Source organism: Microbacterium sp. ZW T6_19 (genome assembly GCF_044987465.1).
Classification (GTDB): Bacteria; Actinomycetota; Actinomycetes; order Actinomycetales; family Microbacteriaceae; genus Microbacterium; species Microbacterium natoriense_A.
In genome coordinates this window covers 92,790-114,404 of record NZ_JBJDRH010000012.1, presented here as the reverse complement: position 1 = coordinate 114,404, position 21,615 = coordinate 92,790, and the positions used below count along the sequence as shown (strand labels likewise).

Annotated in this window: 29 protein-coding genes and 2 tRNA genes; 28 read left to right on the top strand and 3 right to left on the bottom strand. The window is 68.1% G+C overall.

Annotated elements, in window-relative coordinates; translation table 11 throughout:
* The first annotated feature begins 62 nt into the window (after nucleotides 1-62).
* The 16 genes from ACI3KT_RS16485 (at nucleotide 63) to ACI3KT_RS16410 (ending at nucleotide 8,073) form a co-directional block, all read left to right on the top strand.
* Nucleotides 63-857: an inositol monophosphatase family protein gene (locus tag ACI3KT_RS16485; protein ID WP_404905600.1), complete on the top strand. Its 795-nt coding sequence runs from the start codon at nucleotides 63-65 to the stop codon at nucleotides 855-857.
* A 151-nt stretch (nucleotides 858-1,008) separates the two neighbouring features.
* Entirely contained in the window at nucleotides 1,009-2,184 is a 1,176-nt protein-coding gene (locus ACI3KT_RS16480; RefSeq protein ID WP_404905597.1) for a M23 family metallopeptidase, read from the top strand.
* Nucleotides 2,185-2,263: 79 nt separating this feature from the next.
* Nucleotides 2,264-2,335 (top strand) — tRNA-Thr (locus tag ACI3KT_RS16475).
* 34 nt (nucleotides 2,336-2,369) lie between these two features.
* A tRNA-Met gene (locus tag ACI3KT_RS16470) sits at nucleotides 2,370-2,443 on the top strand.
* A gap of 124 nt (nucleotides 2,444-2,567) precedes the next feature.
* On the top strand, nucleotides 2,568-2,864 hold the full coding sequence (locus tag ACI3KT_RS16465; protein WP_292905670.1) for a hypothetical protein: 297 nt from the start codon (nucleotides 2,568-2,570) through the stop codon (nucleotides 2,862-2,864).
* 93 nt (nucleotides 2,865-2,957) lie between these two features.
* The gene (locus ACI3KT_RS16460; protein ID WP_292905668.1) at nucleotides 2,958-3,500 is read left to right on the top strand and encodes a hypothetical protein; all 543 of its coding nucleotides are present in this window, start codon (nucleotides 2,958-2,960) and stop codon (nucleotides 3,498-3,500) included.
* A 179-nt stretch (nucleotides 3,501-3,679) separates the two neighbouring features.
* Entirely contained in the window at nucleotides 3,680-4,126 is a 447-nt protein-coding gene (locus ACI3KT_RS16455) for an Asp23/Gls24 family envelope stress response protein (protein ID WP_404905596.1), read from the top strand.
* Nucleotides 4,123-4,314: a DUF2273 domain-containing protein gene (locus tag ACI3KT_RS16450; protein WP_292905664.1), complete on the top strand. Its 192-nt coding sequence runs from the start codon at nucleotides 4,123-4,125 to the stop codon at nucleotides 4,312-4,314. The genes ACI3KT_RS16455 and ACI3KT_RS16450 overlap by 4 nt, the downstream gene beginning before the upstream one ends.
* Nucleotides 4,311-4,646: a hypothetical protein gene (locus tag ACI3KT_RS16445; protein WP_404905595.1), complete on the top strand. Its 336-nt coding sequence runs from the start codon at nucleotides 4,311-4,313 to the stop codon at nucleotides 4,644-4,646. The genes ACI3KT_RS16450 and ACI3KT_RS16445 overlap by 4 nt, the downstream gene beginning before the upstream one ends.
* Complete coding sequence (locus ACI3KT_RS16440; protein ID WP_307295110.1) at nucleotides 4,643-5,209, top strand: DUF6286 domain-containing protein; 567 nt, start codon at nucleotides 4,643-4,645, stop codon at nucleotides 5,207-5,209. The genes ACI3KT_RS16445 and ACI3KT_RS16440 overlap by 4 nt, the downstream gene beginning before the upstream one ends.
* A complete protein-coding gene (locus tag ACI3KT_RS16435; RefSeq protein WP_307295112.1) occupies nucleotides 5,206-5,808 on the top strand; it encodes a hypothetical protein in 603 nt (200 codons plus the stop codon). Before ACI3KT_RS16440 ends, ACI3KT_RS16435 begins: the two co-directional genes overlap by 4 nt.
* 145 nt (nucleotides 5,809-5,953) lie before the next feature.
* Complete coding sequence (locus ACI3KT_RS16430) at nucleotides 5,954-6,127, top strand: CsbD family protein (RefSeq protein WP_292905656.1); 174 nt, start codon at nucleotides 5,954-5,956, stop codon at nucleotides 6,125-6,127.
* A gap of 43 nt (nucleotides 6,128-6,170) precedes the next feature.
* Complete coding sequence (locus tag ACI3KT_RS16425; RefSeq protein ID WP_292905654.1) at nucleotides 6,171-6,437, top strand: GlsB/YeaQ/YmgE family stress response membrane protein; 267 nt, start codon at nucleotides 6,171-6,173, stop codon at nucleotides 6,435-6,437.
* 111 nt (nucleotides 6,438-6,548) lie between these two features.
* Complete coding sequence (locus ACI3KT_RS16420) at nucleotides 6,549-7,115, top strand: RNA polymerase sigma factor (RefSeq protein ID WP_307295115.1); 567 nt, start codon at nucleotides 6,549-6,551, stop codon at nucleotides 7,113-7,115.
* On the top strand, nucleotides 7,112-7,738 hold the full coding sequence (locus tag ACI3KT_RS16415) for a hypothetical protein (protein ID WP_404905594.1): 627 nt from the start codon (nucleotides 7,112-7,114) through the stop codon (nucleotides 7,736-7,738). Before ACI3KT_RS16420 ends, ACI3KT_RS16415 begins: the two co-directional genes overlap by 4 nt.
* A complete protein-coding gene (locus ACI3KT_RS16410; RefSeq protein ID WP_292905648.1) occupies nucleotides 7,735-8,073 on the top strand; it encodes a hypothetical protein in 339 nt (112 codons plus the stop codon). Before ACI3KT_RS16415 ends, ACI3KT_RS16410 begins: the two co-directional genes overlap by 4 nt.
* A 25-nt stretch (nucleotides 8,074-8,098) precedes the next feature.
* Here ACI3KT_RS16410 and ACI3KT_RS16405 read toward each other — a convergent pair whose 3' ends face one another.
* Nucleotides 8,099-8,833, bottom strand: coding sequence for a hypothetical protein (locus tag ACI3KT_RS16405; RefSeq protein WP_404905593.1), 735 nt, complete (start codon nucleotides 8,831-8,833; stop codon nucleotides 8,099-8,101).
* Between the two features lie 78 nt (nucleotides 8,834-8,911).
* Nucleotides 8,912-9,757, bottom strand: coding sequence for an SDR family oxidoreductase (locus ACI3KT_RS16400; protein ID WP_292905644.1), 846 nt, complete (start codon nucleotides 9,755-9,757; stop codon nucleotides 8,912-8,914).
* A 94-nt stretch (nucleotides 9,758-9,851) separates the two neighbouring features.
* On the opposite strand from ACI3KT_RS16400, the gene ACI3KT_RS16395 reads away from it, so the two are divergent.
* From ACI3KT_RS16395 to ACI3KT_RS16365, 7 genes are all read left to right on the top strand, one after another.
* A complete protein-coding gene (locus ACI3KT_RS16395) occupies nucleotides 9,852-10,217 on the top strand; it encodes a helix-turn-helix domain-containing protein (protein ID WP_292905642.1) in 366 nt (121 codons plus the stop codon).
* A gap of 102 nt (nucleotides 10,218-10,319) precedes the next feature.
* The gene (locus ACI3KT_RS16390; RefSeq protein ID WP_404905592.1) at nucleotides 10,320-11,858 is read left to right on the top strand and encodes an APC family permease; all 1,539 of its coding nucleotides are present in this window, start codon (nucleotides 10,320-10,322) and stop codon (nucleotides 11,856-11,858) included.
* Complete coding sequence (gene rraA / locus ACI3KT_RS16385) at nucleotides 11,858-12,331, top strand: ribonuclease E activity regulator RraA (protein WP_292905638.1); 474 nt, start codon at nucleotides 11,858-11,860, stop codon at nucleotides 12,329-12,331. Before ACI3KT_RS16390 ends, rraA begins: the two co-directional genes overlap by 1 nt.
* A gap of 9 nt (nucleotides 12,332-12,340) precedes the next feature.
* Complete coding sequence (gene truA, locus ACI3KT_RS16380) at nucleotides 12,341-13,186, top strand: tRNA pseudouridine(38-40) synthase TruA (protein WP_292905636.1); 846 nt, start codon at nucleotides 12,341-12,343, stop codon at nucleotides 13,184-13,186.
* The gene (locus ACI3KT_RS16375) at nucleotides 13,186-14,469 is read left to right on the top strand and encodes a hypothetical protein (protein WP_404905591.1); all 1,284 of its coding nucleotides are present in this window, start codon (nucleotides 13,186-13,188) and stop codon (nucleotides 14,467-14,469) included. Before truA ends, ACI3KT_RS16375 begins: the two co-directional genes overlap by 1 nt.
* Nucleotides 14,470-14,692: 223 nt before the next feature.
* Nucleotides 14,693-15,571, top strand: a complete 879-nt coding sequence (locus ACI3KT_RS16370) for a hypothetical protein (RefSeq protein ID WP_404905590.1) — start codon at nucleotides 14,693-14,695, stop codon at nucleotides 15,569-15,571.
* 43 nt (nucleotides 15,572-15,614) lie between these two features.
* Nucleotides 15,615-16,283: an endonuclease/exonuclease/phosphatase family protein gene (locus ACI3KT_RS16365; protein WP_307295130.1), complete on the top strand. Its 669-nt coding sequence runs from the start codon at nucleotides 15,615-15,617 to the stop codon at nucleotides 16,281-16,283.
* A gap of 39 nt (nucleotides 16,284-16,322) precedes the next feature.
* On the opposite strand, the gene ACI3KT_RS16360 is transcribed toward ACI3KT_RS16365, so the two are convergent.
* Nucleotides 16,323-17,294, bottom strand: coding sequence for a GlxA family transcriptional regulator (locus tag ACI3KT_RS16360; protein WP_404905589.1), 972 nt, complete (start codon nucleotides 17,292-17,294; stop codon nucleotides 16,323-16,325).
* A 70-nt stretch (nucleotides 17,295-17,364) separates the two neighbouring features.
* On the opposite strand from ACI3KT_RS16360, the gene ACI3KT_RS16355 reads away from it, so the two are divergent.
* The 5 genes from ACI3KT_RS16355 (at nucleotide 17,365) to ACI3KT_RS16335 (ending at nucleotide 21,599) form a co-directional block, all read left to right on the top strand.
* A complete protein-coding gene (locus tag ACI3KT_RS16355) occupies nucleotides 17,365-18,117 on the top strand; it encodes an MBL fold metallo-hydrolase (protein WP_404905588.1) in 753 nt (250 codons plus the stop codon).
* 216 nt (nucleotides 18,118-18,333) lie between these two features.
* A complete protein-coding gene (gene rplM / locus ACI3KT_RS16350) occupies nucleotides 18,334-18,780 on the top strand; it encodes a 50S ribosomal protein L13 (RefSeq protein WP_292905625.1) in 447 nt (148 codons plus the stop codon).
* Nucleotides 18,781-18,812: 32 nt separating this feature from the next.
* On the top strand, nucleotides 18,813-19,298 hold the full coding sequence (gene rpsI / locus ACI3KT_RS16345; protein ID WP_292905623.1) for a 30S ribosomal protein S9: 486 nt from the start codon (nucleotides 18,813-18,815) through the stop codon (nucleotides 19,296-19,298).
* Between the two features lie 14 nt (nucleotides 19,299-19,312).
* Nucleotides 19,313-20,671: a phosphoglucosamine mutase gene (gene glmM / locus ACI3KT_RS16340; RefSeq protein WP_292905621.1), complete on the top strand. Its 1,359-nt coding sequence runs from the start codon at nucleotides 19,313-19,315 to the stop codon at nucleotides 20,669-20,671.
* A gap of 76 nt (nucleotides 20,672-20,747) precedes the next feature.
* Nucleotides 20,748-21,599, top strand: a complete 852-nt coding sequence (locus ACI3KT_RS16335; protein ID WP_404905587.1) for a patatin-like phospholipase family protein — start codon at nucleotides 20,748-20,750, stop codon at nucleotides 21,597-21,599.
* The last annotated feature ends 16 nt before the right edge of the window (nucleotides 21,600-21,615 follow it).

The window sequence follows — 21,615 nt, the reverse complement described above, 5'->3', positions numbered from 1 at the left end:
GGCAGGGGCGGCGCGGGCCCGCCGGCGGAGCCGTACCCGCCCGCGCCGCCCCTGCCTCCGCAGTGACCGCGGAGACCGAGCTGACAGACCTCGCCGCGGGCATCGCGCGCGAGGCCGGTGAGCTGGCGCTGCGGCGCCGCGAAGAAGGTGTGCATCTCGCAGCCACCAAGTCGAGCCTGGCCGACATCGTCACAGAGGCCGATCGCGAGGTCGAAGCGCTCATCCGCGCCCGGCTGCGTGAGGCGAGGCCCGGAGACGGGTTCCTCGGTGAGGAGTCGGATGCCGATGCCGGCGTGACCGGGATCACCTGGGTGGTCGACCCCATCGACGGCACCGTGAACTACGCCTACGGCATCCCTGCGTACGCCGTCAGCATCGCGGCTGTGCAGGGTGAGGCGGTGCCGGGGCGGTGGGAGGCGCTGGCAGCCGCCGTCTTCGCACCCGCTCACGATGAACTGTTCACGGCTGCCCGCGGTGAAGGAGCCTGGCGAGGCTCCTTGCGGCTGGCCGTCACGTCGGCGACACCGGCGGGCGCCTTGCTCGCGACGGGTTTCGGGTACGACCCGGCGACCCACGACGGAGACATCGCCACCGTGCGCCGTGTGATGCCGATGGCGCGCGATCTGCGACGGGCGGGAGCGGCCTCGCTCGACCTCGCCTATGTCGCGGCGGGCCGGCTCGACGGCTACTTCGAGCGAGGGTTGAAGCCCTGGGATTTCGCCGCAGGAGCGCTTCTCGTCGCCGAAGCGGGGGGAGTGGTCACCCGTGTCGACACGGCATCCGCGCGACCCATGCTGATCGCCGCCGGACCTGACGTCCATGCGCGCCTCACCGTGCTCCTCGACGAGGAAGCCTGATGAATTCATGGCTTTCTCAGGCGGGTCACGGTAGGGTTTTATCCGATCGTTACTTTCATCGCCCGAAACGATGAGGGTTTCAAGCGCCCCCCAGCTTGAAGACTGACCCGAGAGAAACGCTTTGCCCTTCGACAACCCCCAGGCTGCCGCTGTGCCGACGCGCCGCTCCAGCCGGCACCGCACCGCGGTCTTCGAGACCCCCGCAGTGACCGTTGCCGCCGAAGTCGCCGCTGTCGCTGCCGCCGCGGTCACCGCTCCGGTCTCGCGCCGAGCTGCGCGACAGCGTCCGGTTCTCGTCGAGCCCGGTGTCGCCGAAGTCGCCGCTGCGGATCCCACTGCTGAGCCCGTCGCTGTCGAGTCCGTCATCGCCGAGTCCGTTGTCGCCACGCCGGTGGCCGACGAGGCGCCCGCTGCGCCGAAGGTTCCCCTCGACACCGCTGCTGCCGACGCCTTCGTGCAGGCGTCGCTCACGTTCCGCTCCGTCGTCCTCGACGGCGACAAGGTCGACGACACCGCCGCGGCCGATGACGCACCCGCTGAAGAGACCGTGGGCGACGCTCCGGTCGCCGAGCACGTCGCGCGTCGCCGCCCTCAGTTCCGCAAGGTCGTCACCTTCGGTGCGACCGTCGGTGTGATGGGGCTCGCAGGCCTGCTCGCCGTCTCGATGACCATGCCGGCCGAGGCCATCGCCGCCACCGGTTCCGACGGCACCGCCACGATGTCGCTTGTCGCAGCATCCGCCACCTCGTCCGCGAAGACCGACGGACAGATCCAGGCGTTCGTCACCTCCTCCGACGTGCAGAACGAGACGCTCGCACGGGCCGAGGACTTCTCGACCGTGTCACTCGTCGACCTGGCATCCGAGCAGGGCATCAAGTTCTCCGACTCCGTGTTCACGAACGACCCCGATGCGGCCATCCAGTGGCCGTTCCTCGTCGGCGTCAGCATGAGCTCGGGCTACGGCCCTCGCTGGGGACGCATGCACGAGGGCATCGACTTCACCCCGGGTGAGGGAGCGCCGATCCAGGCCATCGCCGACGGCACCGTGCGCATCGCGACCGAGCAGGGCGGCGGCTACGGTGTCACGGTCTACATCGACCACGTGATCGATGGTCAGGTCATCACAAGCCACTACTCGCACATGCAGTACGGCTCGCTGAAGGTGAAGGCCGGCGACACGGTCAAGGTCGGTGACATCGTGGGCGACACCGGCAACACCGGGCACTCTTTCGGCGCCCACCTGCACTTCGAGATCATCGTCAACGGCAAGACGATCGACCCGCTTCCCTGGCTGCGGACGAACGCCGGTCGAGCGTCTCTCGACTGACGTCTCGACTCGCGTCTCGATTTCGCGAGCGAGCCTCTCGGATGATAGGCTCGTCTGGTTGCTCCGCGAGGGGCAGCACGCCCCGATAGCTCAGTGGCAGAGCACTTCCATGGTAAGGAAGGGGTCGTCAGTTCAATCCTGACTCGGGGCTCACAGTGTTCGCATCTGCTATGCGGATGCCGTGCGGCAGGGTAGCTCAGCTGGTCAGAGCGCACGACTCATAATCGTGAGGTCGCGGGTTCAAGCCCCGCTCCTGCTACAGATTCAAACCCCCGGTGCAGCCGGGGGTTTTGTCGTATCCGGAGGCTGCGGAGCGCGGCACGCGAACCCGTGGCATCCGTTCTCCCCTCCTGCACGGTCGTGCTCAAGGTAGTGTGCACATCATGGGGACTCTCGAGTACAACAGCGCCCGCCCGGTGATCGACGTCGATGATGTGACGCTCGCGCATCTGAAGATAGTGATCGGGACCAAGCTTCGCCGTCACGAGAGCTTCATGATGTCGTGGTTGCCTGACGAGAAAGAGCATCCGGGGCGCCTCACGATCTGGATGCATCCGAGCATCCCGCTGGCGCTCGCCTTCGACGACGTGGCCATGCCCGCCGTCGACATGAAACGGATCGAACGAATGATGAAGCAGCTGAACGCCAGCGGCGAACTCGTCCTCGATCAGCTCGCCTAGGTCGCATAGGTCGCCTCCCCGAGCCACGGCCCATGTCCTTGCGGGGTGCCGTCCATCCGTCGAGCCGCCCCTTCCGACCCGAGAGAGAAGATCGTGACGCAGAAAGCGCAAGAGCGCGTCGCCGCGCTGGCCGAGTTGAGGCAGCGCCTCGAACCTGTGCTGGGAAAGTCGGTGTCCAACCGTGTGAAGGCATTCCGCAACGGCGACCTGTATGTGGACTCGACCGTCGGCGCCGCGCTTTGGTCGTGGTTCGTCGACAGTCTGCTCGTCAACGGAGTCGCGGTCGGTCTGGGTGTGACGTATTTCGTGTCGTCGTCCGCCGTCGACAGGGGGACGGTCGCAGTCGTGATCGCGGCCGTGCTGATGATCGTGCTGCCTCTTCTGTACGGCTGGTGCTACGCCGACGGGCGGGCGCTGGGCGCACGCCTCGCGGGCACGCGCTCGGTTCGGGTGGCCGACGGCGGACGGATCGGTGTCGGTAAAGCAGGTTGGGCGATGCTGATCCGCACCCTGTTGTTGCCGTTCATCTTCTGGGTCGCTCTGGGCGAGGTCACGGACATCGGAGAGGTGCGCGTCAGCATCGACGAGTCGGCGACCCGCCGGCTGCGCGAGATGGGCATCACGACGCTCGGATGAGTCGCCGCGTCGCGTGCGCGTGGGCGTAGCTCCAGGAGCTTGCTGGCGGACGAAAACGCCCGCCGACGATGCTTCTCCGAGAAGTTTGTGACGTTTCTCCGCTCCCATCCGTCTTAGTGGTGTCGCACGATCGCGACCCGCGTCCTCACCGGACACGGACACACGGATAGGAGCTCAAGATGGCGAATGTGACTGGTGGCACCCAGCCCAAGGCTCAGGTCGTCTCGGCGTCGCAGGGGGCGGCAGCGGGGAAGACCACGATCGAGGACGGCGTGGTCGCGAAGATCGCGGGCATCGCCGCACGGGAGGTCAGCGGCGTGTATGCGCTCGGCGGGGGCGCCGCGCGTGTGGTGGGGGCCATTCGCGACGCGCTGAACACGACCGATCTCGCACAGGGGATCAGCGTCGAGGTGGGGGAGACGCAGGTCGCGGTCGATGTCACGATCGTCGCCGAGTATCCGGTGTCGCTGCAGAAGGTCGCCGATGATGTGCGCTCCGCGATCGTCCACGCGATGGTCGAACTGGTCGGCATGGAGGTAGCCGAGGTCAACGTCACCGTCAACGACGTGCACATCCCGTCCGACGACGATGACGCCGACCGCAGCCAGGAGGCGCGAGTCCAGTGAACGCCTCGGTGATCGGCGCCGCCGCCGGGGCGGCGCTCGCGCTGACCTGGGTCGTGCTCGGCTTCTGGGCATTCGTCCTGGTTGCCGTCGCGATGCTCGTCGGCGCGATCATCGGGCGCATCGTCGACGGACGTCTCGACGTGCGAGCGCTGGCGGAGGTCTTCCGAGGCAGGCGCTCGTCATCATGACGCTCGTCGACCCTGTGGGGAGGACGCCGGGGCGGACGACCGTCAGCGCCCGCGCGCTGCAGCACCTGGCGACCGGCTTGGCGCGCGACGCGGCCCGCGTGCCGCGTCGCGACGTCGCGGTCGCCCTCTCCGACGAACGCGGCCAGCTGCGTGTGTCGGTCACGGTGCCGGTCGCACTCGCCGACGACGGCGGTCGATCTCTCGTCGCGAGCGCCGAGGGGCTGCGGTCAGCCGTGATCGGCGGGATGTGTGAGCTCGCAGGGCGGGCAGTCGGAACAGTGGATGTGCGCTATTCGGGCGTGCGGAAGATCAGCGAGAGGAGGGTGTCATGACGAGCGAACGATCGGCCTACCGGCGTGTGCTGCGGCGTGAGACGCACTCGTCTCGAACCGCACCGGCCGTCGTGACGGCCGTCGTCGCGATCGTGATCCTGCTGGTGCTCGCGGTCGGTGGAGTGTGGGGACTCCTCGATCCGAGCATCCGCGGCACAGCGGGTGCCTGGCTGGATCGGGCGGTTCCGCCGCGCAACCGACCCGAAGCGCTCGTCATCGCGGGTGCGGTCGCTTCGGTGATCGGGCTCGTCCTTCTCGCTCTCGCCGTGCTCCCTGGCCGGCGCGCCCGGCGGGCTCGCACCACGGAGCGCCTCGCACTGCTGGTCGACGACGGAGTCCTGGCGGACGCGGTGGCGGATGCCGTCGCCCTCCGCTGCGGAATCGATCGCCGGCAGGTGGCGACGACGCTGGGGCGTTCGCGGGTGTCCGTGCGGATCACCCCGACCAGCGGCATCCGTGTCGATGAGAGCGCAGCGGAGGCCGCGGCATCCGAGGCGGTGTCCGCCCTCGGCTTCACCGTGACACCCCGCGTGCACGTCGCTTCGACGGGTGTGGTGGCATGAACTCGACCAATCGGGTCCTCAATCGTGCTCTGCTGCTCGTGTCCGGTGTCGTCCTGCTCGTCGCTGGGGCGACGTGCGTGGCGGTCGGACTCCAGCCGATGTGGTTCCAGCCGTGGCAGGAGCGCGCGGTCGAGGCGGCCTCTCGAATCGGAGAGCCGAGCATCGAGATGGGTAGCGGGGGCGCCGTCTCGATCGCGGCACTGGCGGGTCTGGGGGCAGCAGTGCTGGCAGCCTTGCTGCTCGTCGTCTTCGTCTTCACGCGGGGGCGCGGGAAGACGAAGAGCGTGCTGAAGGTCGATGCGGAGCGTGGGCGAACCGTCGTCGATCGCAACGTCGCCGAGACGGTCCTCGCAGGCTCTCTCGCCGAGCGGCCCGACGTCCTGTCAGCCCGCACCGGCGCGTATCTCGTGCGGGGAACGCGTGCCGTCGAACTGGCCGTGACCGTGCAGCGCGGAGCATCTCTCGACCGGGTGCTCGCCGCCGCAGAGGACGCGGTGCGCGCGTGGGACACCCTGCTCGGAGAGCGCGCCCCGATCATGGTGCACCTCGCCGATCGCAGTTGGCGGGACGCGCTGAGACCACGCACGAGGGTGCGTTGAGGCGAGACGGACAGGGCGAACAAGGCATGTCGCTCGATCCAGCACGCGGGGCGGAAGCTGTGGACAGCCACGCGCTGAACCACGAGATCCATCATCGACAGGATTCGGTCGCGAGATCCGCGACCGAGCAGGGAAAGGAGACGCCATGAGCGCTCAGGACAAGATCAAGGCGGCAGCGGAGAAGGTCGCAGGCAAGGTCGAGGAGACGGTCGGGACCGTCACCGGTGACGACGGGCTCGTCGCCGAGGGTAAGGCAAAGCAGGCGCAGGGCAGCATCAGGAAGACCGCGGAGGACGTCAAGGACGTGTTCAAGAAGTAGCGGACTCAGACGCATCCATCTCACATCGAAAGGACAAGCACCAATGAGCTTCTTCGGATTCCTTCTCCTCGGCCTGATCGCCGGCGCGATCGCCAAACTCCTGATCCCCGGCAAGCAGGCGGGAGGGTGGTTCGTCACACTGCTGCTCGGTGTCGTGGGCGCGATGCTCGGAGGCTGGCTGGGCGGCCTGCTCTTCAACGTCAGCCTGGAGTCGTTCTTCTCGCTCGGGACGTGGGTTCTCGCCATCGGCGGTTCGCTGATCGTGTTGCTCATCTACGGATCGATCGCGGGTCGACGCGCGAAGGCGTGAGGAAGCAGACAGAACTCGGCGGCATCGGATGCGCGCTGCGCAATGCTGGGGTCGGGGCATCGGCGACGATGCCTCGACCCGACCGAGGGTACCGGGGCGAAAGGGTGGGGGATGGACGTCAGACGTTCGAGCAATGCGCTTGAGCGCGCGGACGATGCGATCGTCGCCGGGCGGGCGATGGACGGCGATGTCGCGGCGTTCGCTGTGCTGGTGCGGAGGTACACGCCGATGATGCGGGCCTACACGCACCGGATGCTGAACGCATCCGCCGACGTCGACGACATCGTGCAGGAGGCGTTCGTGACCGCATGGCAACGCCTGCCGGAGCTCGACGACCCGGCGAAGGTGAAGAGCTGGCTGATGCGGATCGTCAGCCGCAGGGCGGTCGACCGGTTGCGGGCGACGCGCCCGGCGGTGGACATCGACGACCTTGAACAGCCGGCTCCCTCGCATGCCTCACCGTCACGGGTCGCCGAGGCGAAAGCCGAGGTCCAAGCGCTCGGTGCGGCACTGAACGAACTGCCCGAAGGGCAGCGCGAGTGCTGGGTGCTGCGCGAGATCGGCGGATACTCCTACGACGAGATCGCCGAGGAGCTCGACATTCCCGTGAGTACGGCGCGCGGACTTCTCGCTCGCGCCAGGAAGTACATCATCGTGCGGATGGAGGAGTGGCGATGACCGACGAACGAGACGCACCTGAGCTGCGCCGGCTCGGGCTCGAACCTGCTGACCTCGACGGGCACACGATCGAGCAGCTCACGGACTACCTCGATGCGGGGCGGATGCCGGCCGATCCCACAATCGACGACTCGGCCGGATGCCGGCTCGCGTTGGACGCCCTCGAGCGGCTGCACGCCGTCACCGGTCGGCTGATGGCCGACGACGAGGCCGCCGAAGCAGAGGCGGACGAGAGCTGGGTGGACCGCGTCCTCAGCGGCATCGTCCTGGACGCGCGATCCGGACGCCGCGTCCCGATCGAATCCTCATCCCCGACCGCCGACCTCGGGATCACGGAGGGGGCTGTCCGCGGCCTCGTCCGGGCCGCGGAGAACAGCATCCCCGGAGTTCTCGTCGGGCGTTGCCGGCTCGACGGCGACATCGAACAGCCGGGGGCGCCGGTGCGCGTGCTTCTCGATGCCAGCGTTCCCTACGGAGATCCCATCTCTGACGTGGTCCAGCGGCTGCGCGCGGAGGTGGGCGTGCGGCTTCGTGCCCACACGGAGCTGAACGTGACCGGCATCGACATCATGATCCGCGATGTCAGGGATCCGTCGTCGTGGAGTGAGGAGGACCACGGATGACAGAACTACAGCAACCGTCTCTCGCGGCGCAGATCGAGTCCGCGCTGCGATCGGCGCCGGGCGTGCGGAGCGTCTATCGCTCCGGTTCGCTGGTGTCGAACCTGATCGGCCGCGGCGCGGCCGCTCTCGGTCTGGGCGACGGCGATGAACCTCTCGTCGCCGTGATGCGCGATGGCGAGAGCGCCAGCGTGGAGGCATCGATCGCTGTCGACGGCGCCCAGAGCACAACCGAGACGGTGCGATCGGCGCAGACCGTGGTCGAGCGTGTGCTCGGCGCAGCCGGTGTGGAGATGTCAGAGATCCGGCTCACCGTCGTGCATGTGCAGGAGCCCTGACCGCCGCGGTGCGACAGATGGGCGCTCAGGCTGCGGCTCTCGTCGTCGGCGGATGTTCGCCGGCGTCGCGAGGGTCGAACTCGGCGCCGCCGATCATGAAGATGCCACGCTGAGGCATCCAGAATCCGCCGAGCCTGGTCTGCTCGGCGAGCGGGGCGACCGGGCCCAGACTCTCACCGTGCAGCGAGGCGAGTGAGGACTCGACCACCCACATCCGGTCGAGTCTCGCTCGGAAGCGCTGTCGGTTCGGGGTGTCGCCGGTCATGCCGATCCGTCCCGCTCCGAGCGCGGGTCCGGCCATGCCGCCGAGCATCGAGAGAAAGCGCTCGCTCTGCCAGGCGGCATGGGGGAGCCCGCCCGCCATGGCTGACATCATCCGCGACATCGGAGTGGTGGTGAGGACGACGTCCCAGCGCAGATCGATGTCGTCGTCGATGCGCACGGAGAACCGGCGATCGTCGCTCCAGTCGACGGCGATGTCGTGCACCGAGGTCGCCTCCAGCGCGCTGCCGAAGTAGCGAGGGCACGAGAGGCTCGCGTCGATGGTCGTGTAGATGCGCCAGGCGCCGTCGGGGGTGCGCGACCACACAGAGGTGTACCCGGGTCCCACCGAGGTCACGGGGAACCGGCGCAGCCCCAGCACCTGGCCGGAGGCGAACGGCAGGCTCATCAGGGCGTAGCCCAGGAACCGCTCCGTCGGGCCCGGCGGGAGTCCCGCCAGAGCTTCGACGTCGGCCGCGAGATCGCGTGCGCTGGGCATGATGCCTCCGGTGCTGACGCTACTCCCGCGGCCGACCTCGTGGGGGTCGATCTCTCACGACGGCCCGGGCCGACCGCCTCAGGCGGCGGCGCGCAGACCCTCGACGAGCGGAGTGGTCGGGCGGCCGATCAGGCGCGAGAGGGTGCCGTCGGTGTCGGCCAGTGCGCCGTTGCGGATGCCGGCATCCAAGGCCGACACGAAGCCCACGGTGCCCTCGTCGAGACCGAAGCCGCGAAGGGCCGCGACCTGCTCGTCGAAGCTCAGCGGCGCGTAGGTCACCTCGCGACCCGAGATCTCCGAGAACGCTGCGGCCAGATCGCCGTAGTTCCACGCGACGTCGCCGCCGAGCTCGTAGACCTTGCCGATGTGCCCGTCTTCGAGCAGGACCACGGCCACAGCTTCCGCATAGTCCTTGCGGCTCGCCGAGGCGACCCGTCCGTCTCCCGCGCCCGACGACAGCACGCCGGTCTCGGCGGCCGTGGCGAGGTCTCCCAGGTAGTTCTCGGTGTACCAGTTGTTGCGCAGGATCACGGCGGGCAGTCCGGCCGCGGCGATCGCCTCTTCCGTTGCCTTGTGCTCGGGGGCCAGCACGAGGTCGCTCGTCGTCGCCTTCGGCGCGCTGGTGTACACGAACTTCGACACGCCTGCCGCCGCGGCGGCATCGATGACGGCCTGGTGCTGCGGCACGCGCTGTCCGACCTCCGAGCCCGACACGAGGACGACGGAGTCGACGCCCTGGAGCGCGGCGGTGATCGACGCCGGGTCGGTGTAGTCGAGGTGCACGGCCCGCACGCCGAGGTCGGCGGCCTTCGACACGTCGCGGGCGCCGGCGACGATCTGGTCCGCTGACGCGCCGCGCTCGAGCAGGCTCGCGACGATGAGGCGGCCGAGCTGGCCGGTGGCGCCGGTGACGAGGATGGTCATGGGGTGTCCTTTCGTAGGTGACCTCTGCGACAACCTCCTGACCCCTCGGGAACATTCCAGCCGGAGGGTACCCACTTTGAAGTAAGGTACCTACATGACGGTGAGTTTTGCAGAGATCAAGGCCTCGATGCCGATGGTGTTCGAGTCCGGATGCTCGACCCGGGTCATCCTCGACCACATCATGAGCAAGTGGGGAGTGCTCGTCCTCGCGGCTCTCTCCGACGGCACCAGGCGATGGGGCGAGCTGCGCCGTGAGGTCGACGGCATCAGCGAGAAGATGCTCGCGACGACGCTGCGGACCCTGGTCGATGACGGCATCGTGCATCGCGAGTCGTTCCCGACCGTTCCGCCGCACGTCGAGTACAGCCTCACTCCTCTCGGACGCGATCTGATGGAACGGATGCTGCCGCTGATCGGCTGGGTCGCCGACCATGCCGACGCGATGGTCGTCAGATCCTGATCATCTGCGGAATCCATCGTCATTCGCTCGTAACAGATATGTAATCCGTTGTTGTCTCCGGCCGCTTGACGCGAGAAACGTGGTCGGCATACTGTTCTGTTCATGTCAACGACGCCAATTCACCTTGAACGACCCGACGGCAAGGGGCTGGCAGCTGGAACACTGGGGCTCTGGGGATCGACCGTCATCGGATTGGCGTCCACCGCACCCGTGTACTCGCTGGTCGCATCCCTCGGCTGGGTGGTCATCGCGGTCGGGGCGCAGGCGCCGATCGCGTTCGTCCTCGCCTTCGTGCCGATGCTCCTGATCGCCTTCGCCTATCGCGAACTCAACAATGCGGTGCCCGACTGCGGCACCACCTTCACCTGGGGCACCAAAGCGTTCGGTCCGTGGGTCGGCTGGATGGGCGGCTGGGGAGTCGCCGTCGCCGGCATGGTCGTCCTGGCCAACCTCGCGCAGATCGCCTCGGTGTACTTCTGGTCGCTGATCGGGCAGGATCTCGAGAACAACGACTGGCGCGTCATCCTCGTCGCCGTCGTCTTCATCGCCGCGATGACCTGGGTGAGCTGGCGCGGCGTCGAGATCGGCGAGCGCATCCAGAACGTCCTGCTCGGCATCCAGTACCTCGCCCTGGTCGTGTTCATCGTGGCGGTGTTCTGGCAGATCGCGAGCGGCAACGCCCCGAACTCCATCGAGTTCTCGTGGGAGTGGATGAACCCGTTCGCCTTCACCTCATGGTCGGGGTTCACCGAGGCGATCCTGCTGGCTCTGTTCATCTACTGGGGCTGGGACACCTGCCTCGCGCTGAACGAGGAGACCAAGGACCCCAAGCGCATTCCGGGTCGTGCGGCGCTGCTGACCTGCGTCATCCTGCTGTTCACGTATGTCGCAGTGACGATCGCGGCGATGATGTACGCCGGTCTCGGCGAGACCGGAACGGGCCTCGGCAACGAAGAGCACGCGGACGACTTCTTCCTCGCCATCAAAGACGGGCTGCTCGGCCCGTTCGGCTGGGTGCTCGTGGTCGCCGTCATCATCTCTGCGGTCTCGTCGACGCAGACCACGATCCTGCCGACTGCGCGCGGCACGCTCGCCATGGGCGTCTACCGCGCGCTCCCGGCGAAGTTCAAAGACGTGCACCCCGTGTACAAGACGCCGTCGTTCTCCACCATCGTGATGGGCGTCGTCGCGGTCGCGTACTACGTCGGCATGACCTTGATCAGTGACAACATCCTGCAGGACTCGATCCTGTCGCTGGGCCTGGCCATCGCCTTCTACTACTCCATCACCGGTTTCGCCTGCGTCTGGTACTTCCGCAAGGACCTCGCGAAGTCGGCTCGCGACCTGTTCTTCAAGGGCATCTTCCCGTTGCTGGGCGGACTCATGCTCGCGGGGGCCTTCGTGCAGTCGGCGATCGACATGTGGGACGTCGACTACGGCTACACCGTGCTGTTCGGCATCGGCGGCACGTTCGTCGTGGGGATCGGATCGCTCGCCGTCGGCCTGGTGCTGATGTTCCTCTGGTACCTTTTCCCGCGGTCGAAGCGGTTCTTCGCCGGGGAGAGCCTGAACATGGACACGGAGGTCATGGTGCCCGAAGACGTATCCGAATTCCCCCGTTCGATCGACGGTGGCATCTGATGGCGATAGCCACTGCCGATCTGTACGACGAACTCGAAGAGAGCCTCCAGTCGCTGCCGCTGCAATTGCGTTCATTCGGGCTGCGCCGGGCCTTCGACGGGAAGATCCGCACCGTGCGCTGCCACGAGGACAACGCACTGTTGAAGTCGGTGCTGTCGACACCGGGGGAGGGCGCCGTGCTGGTCGTCGACGGGGGAGGCTCATTGAACCGTGCGCTCATGGGCGACATGATCGCCGCCCTCGCGGTCGAGAACGGCTGGGCCGGCGTGGTCATCAACGGGGCGATCCGCGACAGCGTCGCGATCGACGGGCTCGATCTCGGCGTGAAAGCGCTGGGGACCAACCCGCGCAAGAGCACGAAGCTCGCCACGGGGGAGGCCGACGTCACGGTGTCGTTCGGCGGAGTCGACTTCGCGGTGGGCGCCCACCTGTACAGCGATGAGGACGGCATCCTGGTCGAGCGACTGTCCTAGTCTTGATGCGTGCGCATCCGGCTCGACATCGCTTATGACGGCACCCATTTCCGCGGATGGGCGAAGCAGCCGGGGCTGCGCACCGTGCAGGGGACGCTCGAAGAGGCGCTCGCCCGCATCGTCGGTTCTGATGTGCAGCTCGTGGTGGCGGGGAGAACGGATGCCGGCGTGCACGCTGCGGGCCAGGTCGCTCATGTCGATCTCGACGAGGAGCAGTGGGGTCGTGTCGAGGCGCGACACGGTCGCGCCGCTCACGATCCGGCAGGCTCCCTCGCCGGTCGCATGCGCGGGGTGCTCGGCGCATACCAGGACGCGACGGTCGCCCGCACATCGATCGCTCCCGAAGGGTTCGACGCCCGCTTCTCGGCCGTGTGGCGTCGGTATCGCTATCGGCTCGCCGACGATGTCGCAGGCTACGACCCGCTGCGACGCGCGAACACGACGACGCATCGCGGCGCTCTGGACGTCGCGAGGATGGATGCCGCCGCGCAGACGCTCATCGGACTCCACGACTTCGCCGCCTACTGCAAGCCCCGTGAAGAGGCAACGACCATCCGCACTCTTCTCGAGTACCGCTGGGAGCGCGACGCCGAGGGGATCCTCGTCGCGGAGCTCAAGGCCGACGCCTTCTGCCACAGCATGGTGCGCGCTCTCGTCGGCGCCTGCGTCGCCGTCGGCGAGGGGCGGCTCGATGTCGCCGATGTCGTGACGCTGCGCGATGCGCTCACGAGGACGAGCGAGTTCAAGGTGCTCGCCGCGCGAGGGCTCACCCTCACCGAGGTGGGGTATCCGGCCGACGAACTGCTCTCGGCGCGGGCTGAGCAGACTCGCGCGCGGCGGTCGATCGACGGCTGATGGGCGCGTCCTTCGTCGAAGTGTCCTCGCCAGGTTGGGCGTTCTGGCGCGCGCTCGCCGATGCGTGCACCGGCGCCAGCGCGGGTGCCCTGTACGCCTTTCTCGGCATCCTGATCGCGGGCATCGTGGGGGAAGAGGCGCTCTGGTCTCTCTATGCGGGACTCGACCTCGACCCGATCTTCCGGGCCGGCATGGGCGTTTTCCTCGTGGTCGCGGCGGTGCTCGGCGTCGGCGTGCCGCTGGTCTTCGTCGCCGAGAGGATCGCGGCGCTGCGCGCCGTGGAACGGCTGCCGAGCGATGCCGTCCCGCCGAGTCAGTTCCGACTCAAGTTGACGACGTCGCCGTTCGCGCTCATGAAGACGACAGGGACGGTGATCTTCTGGTGCGTTGCGGGGGTGGGCGCGTTCTTCGCGCTCGCCGCAGCCTTCGACGAAGACCTGCGCGGTGACGTCGAGACCTGGATCGCGATCGGCGGCTGTGCGGCGCTCGCGCTGGTCGCCTATGCACTGCGTGTGACCGGCCGACGCGGAGTCGACCGCGCTCACGATCGCGGCGCCGCGATGCGGTCGGGCTGGAAGAGAGATGTTCCGCTGGCCGATCGATCCGATCGGATGCGGCGCGAGGCGGCGCCCGAGGAGCTGGTGCCACGGTGGCTGACATCTCCGAGCGCGAAACTGATGAACCGCCTGGCTATGGTCTTGCTCAGTGCGACGCTTGCTTCTCTGGGTGCCTTCATGCTGTCTGTGTTCCTGCGCCAGCAGTGCCGAAACTGCGAACCCGTGTACTGGAGCGATCCGGTGGAGACCGGGATCGACGTGCTGAGCCTGGCCAGCGGCATCGCGATCCTGGCGTGCGCGACCGTCGGGGCCGTCGCGTGGATGGGCAGCATCGCAGTGCAGTTCGTGCGCGAGATCGCGCTGTCCCGATGGGTGAGCGACGGGGCGCCGCGACGGATCGACGTCTCGTGCGTCGCTCCTCTGCTCGTCGAACGGCGTGCCGCGGTGCGCGCCGGGCGCGGGCTCTGCGGCACGGGAACGATCGTGTTGATATTCGGGTGGGGTGTGCTCTGGGCGGATGCCGAGATCGTCGACGGCCGGGCGCTTCTCGGGATCGGCGGAGTGCTGCTGCTCATCGGCTTCTTGGTCGCATGGACGGACGCTCCGCGCAGCAGACGGGAGCGCCAGGCGATCCGCGACGTGCTGGCGCCCGGTGACGTCGCTCGGGCGGGGGACAGGGCGAAGCGGCCGGAGGGGAAGATCCATCGGCGCAGGCGGCGGTCTTAGCCCGCCGCTGCCGGAGATCCGGGGCTCCTGGGCGGGAGCGCTTCGGGCATGACCTGCGCCCGAAGGTTCGTCGCGGTCGCTCTCCCCACAAGAGCGACCCCGACGTGATCCGCGACGCGACCCCAGTCGTTACGGCGGTGCGATTCGCCATAGGGGGAGGCATCGGCGATCCGTATGCTGACTCTAACGAGTGCGTGTTCACGGAGCGGGAGGGAGAACTGTGATGGGCGGTTCGTCTGCTTTCGCGGCCGCGCTGCGGATGGCGATCTCGGAGCGCGGCGTCAGTCTCTCCGGGCTGCACAGCCAGCTCAAGGAAGACGGCAACCCCGTGTCGATGGCGACTCTGAGCTACTGGCGCTCGGGCGACCGGCATCCCGAGGGAGCGCACTCGCTCAGCGTCGTCGAGGGTATCGAGGATCGCCTCGGACTCGACCGGGGGCATCTGACGAGCCAGCTCGGTCCTTCGTCGCGGCTCGGGACCGTCGCGCCGCCGCGGCTGCCTTTCGACGAGGAGCGCGTGCAGCGCGAGGCCGACGAGACTCTGGCCGCGCTGAGGGCTGCTCCGCAGGACGCGCTGCGAGATCTGTCGACGCAGATGACCGTGCACGTCGGGATCGGCGGCACGGTGGAACGCGTCGTGACGAGGGCGCTCGTGCAGTCGACCAAAGGGGTGCTGAGCGAGGTGCCTCTGATCGATGCTGCGCCCGTCGAGACGGACGAGATGCCGGTGATCTCCGACGTCAAGGGCGGGCGGCTCGATCGCGAGTACCTGCATCCGGGCAGACTTCTCTCGGGGGTCGTGATCGCGCTCGATGAGCCGATCTCGACCGGCGGAACGACGCTGTTCGAGTTCACCGAGACCTTCCCCCGGGGCTATCCACGGAAACAGTCCGCATGGCACGCGACCGCCCGCGCCGCGCGGGAATCACTGATCTGGGTGCATTTCCATCCCGACGCGCTCCCGGCGTGGTGCGAGTCGTACGCCGAGACCGAAGAGGACTACGTCTCGACGATGCTGTCGGTGAAGAGCGGAGCGGTCCACCTCGCCAGACACGGATTCGGCCCTGGCGTGCTCGGCGTCCGCTGGGGATATGACGAATGATTCCACGCCGTCGCACAGCATCCGCGAGTAGCGTGAATCCGTCATGAAGGTCATCTCCTACAACCTGCAGAAGCACCGCGCGGCCGGAGAGCTCGTCGAACTGGTCCGCGCGCACGACCCCGATCTCCTGTGCCTGCAGGAGTGCGACGTGGCGGGGCTCCCCGAGCAGATCGGCGACCTCGCTCTCGCCGAGGCCACGCAGGGCAACCGGCTCGGGCTCGCGCTGTACTACCGTGCGAGCACCTACCGGGTGCTCGCAGTCAAGGCCATCGAACTGAAGAAGTCGCTTCACGATCGCATCGCGAAACCGGCGCATGAGCGCGTCCTCGGAGCCCGACTGCACGACATCGACGAGGGGCGCGAACTCATCGTGGCCTCTTTCCACGCCGCCCCGCTCACCGCACTGAACTCACTGCGTCGGCACCAGATCCGCGCCGCGCTCACACAGCTGTCGGCGCTCGGGCCAGGATTGCCCCAGCTCATGGTGGGGGACTACAACTATCCGGTCTTCAAGGAGAACCTCGGCCACGCGATCAGGGAGCACGGGTACGCGCTCACCCTCAGCGACGATCACACCTACACGCGGTATCGGGTCTTCCGCGGGCACTACGACTTCGCGACGTCGACCGGGTTCGAGATCGAGCGGGTGACCACTCTTCCGCAGGGATCGAGTGATCACCGGCCGATCCTCGTCACGGCCAGGTTCGACTGATCCGGTCAGCTGCCGTACGGACGTCGGGCGGCGCCTTCGTCATGCGGCGCCTACACGGAACGCCGCGCGGTGCGCGGCGGGGCTCACGCCCAGACGCTGCCGGAAGTGCAGTCGCAGCGACACCGCGCTGCCGAAACCCGCGAGTTCCGCGATGCGCTCGACCGACGCGTCGGAGCTCTCGAGCATCGCGCGAGCGGCCTCGACCCGCTGGTCCAGCAGCCACTGCTGCGGACTGGTCCCGGTGCGCTCGCGGAACCGTCGAGTGAAGGTGCGGCGCGACAGATGAACCGATCCCGCCCAGTCGTCGACGTCGAAGGAGCCCGCGAGGTCGGCGCGGGCACAGAGCATCGCACGCCCGATCGGATCGTCAGCGGATGCGGCGACCACCGGCGCCGGGATGTACTGCGCCTGTGAGCCGGTGCGATGCGGAGCGAGCACGAGCGCGCGGGCGAGTGCCGCAGCGGCGACGCTGCCGTGATCGGAGCGGACGATGTGCAGGCAGCAGTCGAGTGCGGCCGCCGCTCCGGCGGACGTGATCACATCGCCGAGGTCGGTCCACAGCACGTCGTCGCGCACACCGACCTGCGGCTGCTCGGATGCCAGTCGCGATGCGGCGGCCCAGTGGGTGGAGACCTCGCGTCCGTCAGCCACTCCGGATGCCGAGACGACGAACGTTCCGAGACACAGGCCGACGATCCGGGCGCCGCGGGCATGCGCTGTGCGAACCGCGTCGAGCAGCTGTTCGGAGGGCGTCATGCCGTTCCGCCAGCTCGGGATCACGATGAGGTCCGCGGTCGTCATCGCGTCGAGCCCGGCATCCACCTGAATCGAGTAGCCGGCGCCGGTGGGCATCGAACCCGGATGCTCGGCGCACACCGTGACGTCGTAGAGCCCGTCGACGCTGTCGAGTCCCGCCCCGCCGAACACGAGCGTCGGCACCGACAGGTGGAAGGGGCTGATGTGCGGGAAGGCCAGAACGGCGACCCTCCCGCCAGGGCGCGAACGACTCATGGCCTGATCTTATCGAATAGATGCCTTCAGGCCACTGGATCGTGAACGACGGATGCCGAAGACTGAAGCCATGACACGCATCTCCGCACTTCTCGTCGGCGGCCCGACGCTCCACTTCACGTACGCCGGACTGTCGATCCTCACCGACCCCACCTTCGACGAGCCCGGCGTCTACCCCGGCGGCGCGACGCTCTACAAGCTGGCCGGACCGGCCGTCCCCGCATCCGCACTAGGAGAGATCGACGTCGTCCTCCTGTCGCACGAACAGCACGCCGACAACCTCGACGAAACCGGTCGTGCGCTGCTCGCCGTCGTGCCGCAGGTGCTGACGACGATCGAATCCGCCGAGAGGATCGCACATGCGACCGGACTCGTGCCGTGGCAGCAGCATCGAGTCGGAGATGCGGTCATCACCGCCGTCCCCGCGCTGCACGGCCCGGAGGGGGCCGAAGCGCTGAGCGGCGCCGTGACGGGGTTCGTCCTCGAAGCCGACGCGCATCCGACCGTGTACGTCTCGGGAGACAACGCCTCGGTCGACCTGGTCCGCGAGATCGCCGAGCGGTTCCCCGACATCGACATCGCGGTGCTGTTCGCGGGTGCGGCCAACGTCGGACGCTTCGGTGACAGCGACCTGACCCTCAACGCGCGCACGGCGCTCGAGGCTGCAGAGGTGCTGGGGGATGCCGTCATCGTCCCGGTTCACGCCGAAGGGTGGTTCCACTTCTCGGAGACGCGCGAGCGCCTGATCGGCATGTTCGCGCACGCCGATCGTGCGGATCGCCTGCAGGTGCTCGAGCCCGGGGAGCGAGCGGACATCGGCTGAGTCCCGCCCGGGGCGGATGCCGCAGAGAGCGTCCGCCCCGATTCGCAAAACCCTGCTCCCATGGCGTAAGCTGTCACTTTGGTACTCGACTGCCGAGTGCCGCGAACGTGAGCCCTCCACTGGCGTGTTCCCCGAAGTCCTGTCCGCAGGCCACAGGGAACCACCCCGGAGTGGGATTCACGAACTTCTCCGTTCGAACAAGAAAGCAGCACTATCGTGACGCGCACTTACACCCCGAAGGCCGGCGAGGTCCAGCGTGACTGGGTCGTCATCGACGCAACCGACGTCGTTCTCGGCCGTCTCGCTTCGCACGCCGCCGCGCTCCTGCGTGGCAAGCACAAGCCGACCTTCGCCAACCACATCGACTCGGGTGACTTCGTCATCATCGTGAACGCCGACAAGGTCGCGCTCACCGGTCAGAAGCTCCAGAAGAAGCTGGCCTACCGCCACTCGGGTTACCCGGGCGGTCTGAAGTCGGTCACCTACGCCGAGCTCCTCGAGAAGAACCCGGTCCGCGCTGTGGAGAAGGCCATCCGTGGCATGCTCCCCAAGAACAGCATCGGCCGCCAGCAGCTGACGAAGCTCAAGGTGTACGTCGGTGCCGAGCACCCGCACGCCGCTCAGCAGCCGCAGACGTACACCCTCGACCAGGTCGCCCAGTAAGCGCCGGACCTAAAGGACTTAAGGACATACTCGTGGCTGACATCCAGGACACCACCGAAACCCCCCAGAACTTCTCGACGTCGACTCCCGAGACCGAAGCAGTCGAGGTGGCTCCCCGCCCCGTGCTCAGCGTCCCGGGTGCCGCTGTGGGCCGTCGCAAGCAGGCCATCGCCCGCGTGCGTCTGATCCCCGGCTCGGGCACCATCACGGTCAACGGCCGCACGCTCGAGGACTACTTCCCGAACAAGCTGCACCAGCAGCTGATCAACGACCCGTTCACGGTGCTCAACCTCGCCGGCGGCTACGACGTCATCGCGCGCATCTCCGGTGGCGGCCCCTCGGGTCAGGCCGGCGCACTGCGTCTCGGCATCGCTCGCGCGCTGAACGAGATCGACGCGGAGAACAACCGTCCGACCCTGAAGAAGGCCGGCTTCCTGTCGCGCGACGCTCGCGTCAAGGAGCGCAAGAAGGCCGGTCTCAAGAAGGCCCGTAAGGCGCCTCAGTACTCGAAGCGCTAAGGTCTCACCGACCGATGCCGATCTTTGGCACGGACGGCGTGCGAGGGCTTGCCAATGGCACCCTCACCGCCGATCTGGCGCTCACCCTGGCCCAGGCGACTGCTGTCGTCCTGGGCCAGGGCCGTACTGCGGAGGCTCGCAAAGCCGCTGGCAAGCGACTCACCGCAGTCGTGGCACGAGACCCTCGCGTCTCCGGCCACTTCCTCGAAGCAGCCGTCGCGGCGGGACTCGCCTCCTCCGGTGTGGACGTGCTCGAAGCCGGCGTCATCCCGACGCCGGCGCTCGCCTTCCTCATCGCCGATCGTGATGCCGACTTCGGTGTCATGATCTCCGCATCGCACAACGCTGCTCCCGACAACGGCATCAAGATCTTCGCCCGCGGCGGAGTCAAGCTGCCCGACGTCGTCGAAGAGCGAATCGAGGCCGCGATGGCCGGCGAGAAGCTCCGCCCGACCGGCGCGAGCGTGGGCCGGATCATCCGCTTCGCCGACGCCGAAGACCGCTACGTCGTGCATCTGCTCGGCTCGATTCCGCATCCGCTCGACGGCATCAAGGTCGTCCTCGACTGCGCGAACGGCGCGGCGTCCGGCGTCTCTCCCGAGACGTTCAAGGACGCGGGAGCCGACGTCACCGTGATCGGCGCCGATCCCGACGGCTGGAACATCAACGACGGCGTCGGCTCGACCCATCTCGACAAGCTGGCCGAAGCGGTCGTGCGCCTCGGCGCGGACATCGGCATCGCCCACGACGGCGACGCCGACCGCTGCCTGGCAGTCGACGCAGAGGGCAAGATCATCGACGGCGATCAGATCATGGCGATCCTCGCCGTGTCGATGAAGGAGCGCGGTCACCTGACCGACGACACCCTCGTCGCCACCGTCATGAGCAACCTCGGCCTGCATGTCGCGATGCGCGAGCACGGCATCACTGTTCGGCAGACCGCTGTCGGCGACCGCTACGTGCTCGAAGACATGAATGCCGGCGGCTACGCGCTCGGCGGCGAGCAGTCGGGTCACGTGATCATGAGCGAGTTCGCCACCACCGGCGACGGTCTGTTGACCGGCCTGCACCTGGTGAGCGAGATGGCGCGGCAGAAGAAGACCGCAGCCGAGCTCGCGAGCGTCATGACGGTCTACCCTCAGGTGCTGATCAACGTCCGCGGTGTCGACAGAGACGCGCTCGAAGGCGACGAGGTCGTGCAGGCCGCGGTGCGCGAGGTGGAGGCCGAACTGGGCGACACCGGACGCGTGCTGCTGCGCAAGTCGGGCACCGAACCCCTGGTGCGGGTCATGGTCGAAGCGGCGGATGCCGAGTCGGTGCAGACCTATGCCACTCGTCTGGCCGACGTCGTGCGCGAGCGCCTGGCGCTCTGAGAGAACATTCGAAGCGGGCGGATGCTGTCACGGCATCCGCCCGCTTTCTCCGTCCCGGGTGCGAGAGGATGTCACCATGACTCGCACCGCACTCGTCCTGGCCGGCGGAGGATCCACCGGCAACGCGTGGATGATCGGCGTGGCGGCGGGCCTGCTCCACGGCGGCCTCGATGTGACCGACTCCGACCTGGTGATCGGCACCTCCGCCGGCGCGACCTCGGCCGCGCAGCTGGCGGCCGTGCCGCCCACAGAGCTGTACGAAGCGTCTCTGGCCCCCGTTCCGGCACGGGTCGGGCCCGTGCACACGCAGGCTGCGGCCGACAACATGGCGCGCACAGCCGCGATCATCGCGGAGGCGGCGGATGCTGCGGACATGCGGCGCCGGATGGGCGCCGCCGCCATCGCCCTCGACCCCGACGGAGAGAAGTCCGCGCATTGGCGCGGCATCGTCTCCCGGCGCCTGCCGGAGACGGAGTGGCCGGAACGCCGGCTCAGGATCACAGCGGTCGACGCGCGCACGGGTGAGCCGGTCGTGTTCGATCGCGACAGCGGCGTGGATCTCGTCGACGCCGTCGCCGCGAGCTGCTCGAGCGGCTTCGCCTACGCGATCGGCGACGAGCGGTACATCGACGGCGGATACCGGCGCAACGAGAACGCCGATCTGACTGCCGGGGCCGACCGGGTGCTGGTGCTGTCGCCGTTCGGCGGGCGCACCCGGCATCCGCTCTCGTGGGGCACCGATCTTGCGGCCCAGGTGGCCGAGCTGCGGGCCGCCGGCAGCAGGGTCGAGACGGTGTTCCCGGGTGAGGGGACCGAGCGGATGCAGGGCGCCACCGCCATGGACCTCGCGTTGCGCGCAGAGGCGGCCCGAGCCGGGTTCGATCAGGGACGCGTACTGGCGGAGTCGCTCGCGGAGTGGTGGCGCTGAGCGTTCGGCAGCCGGG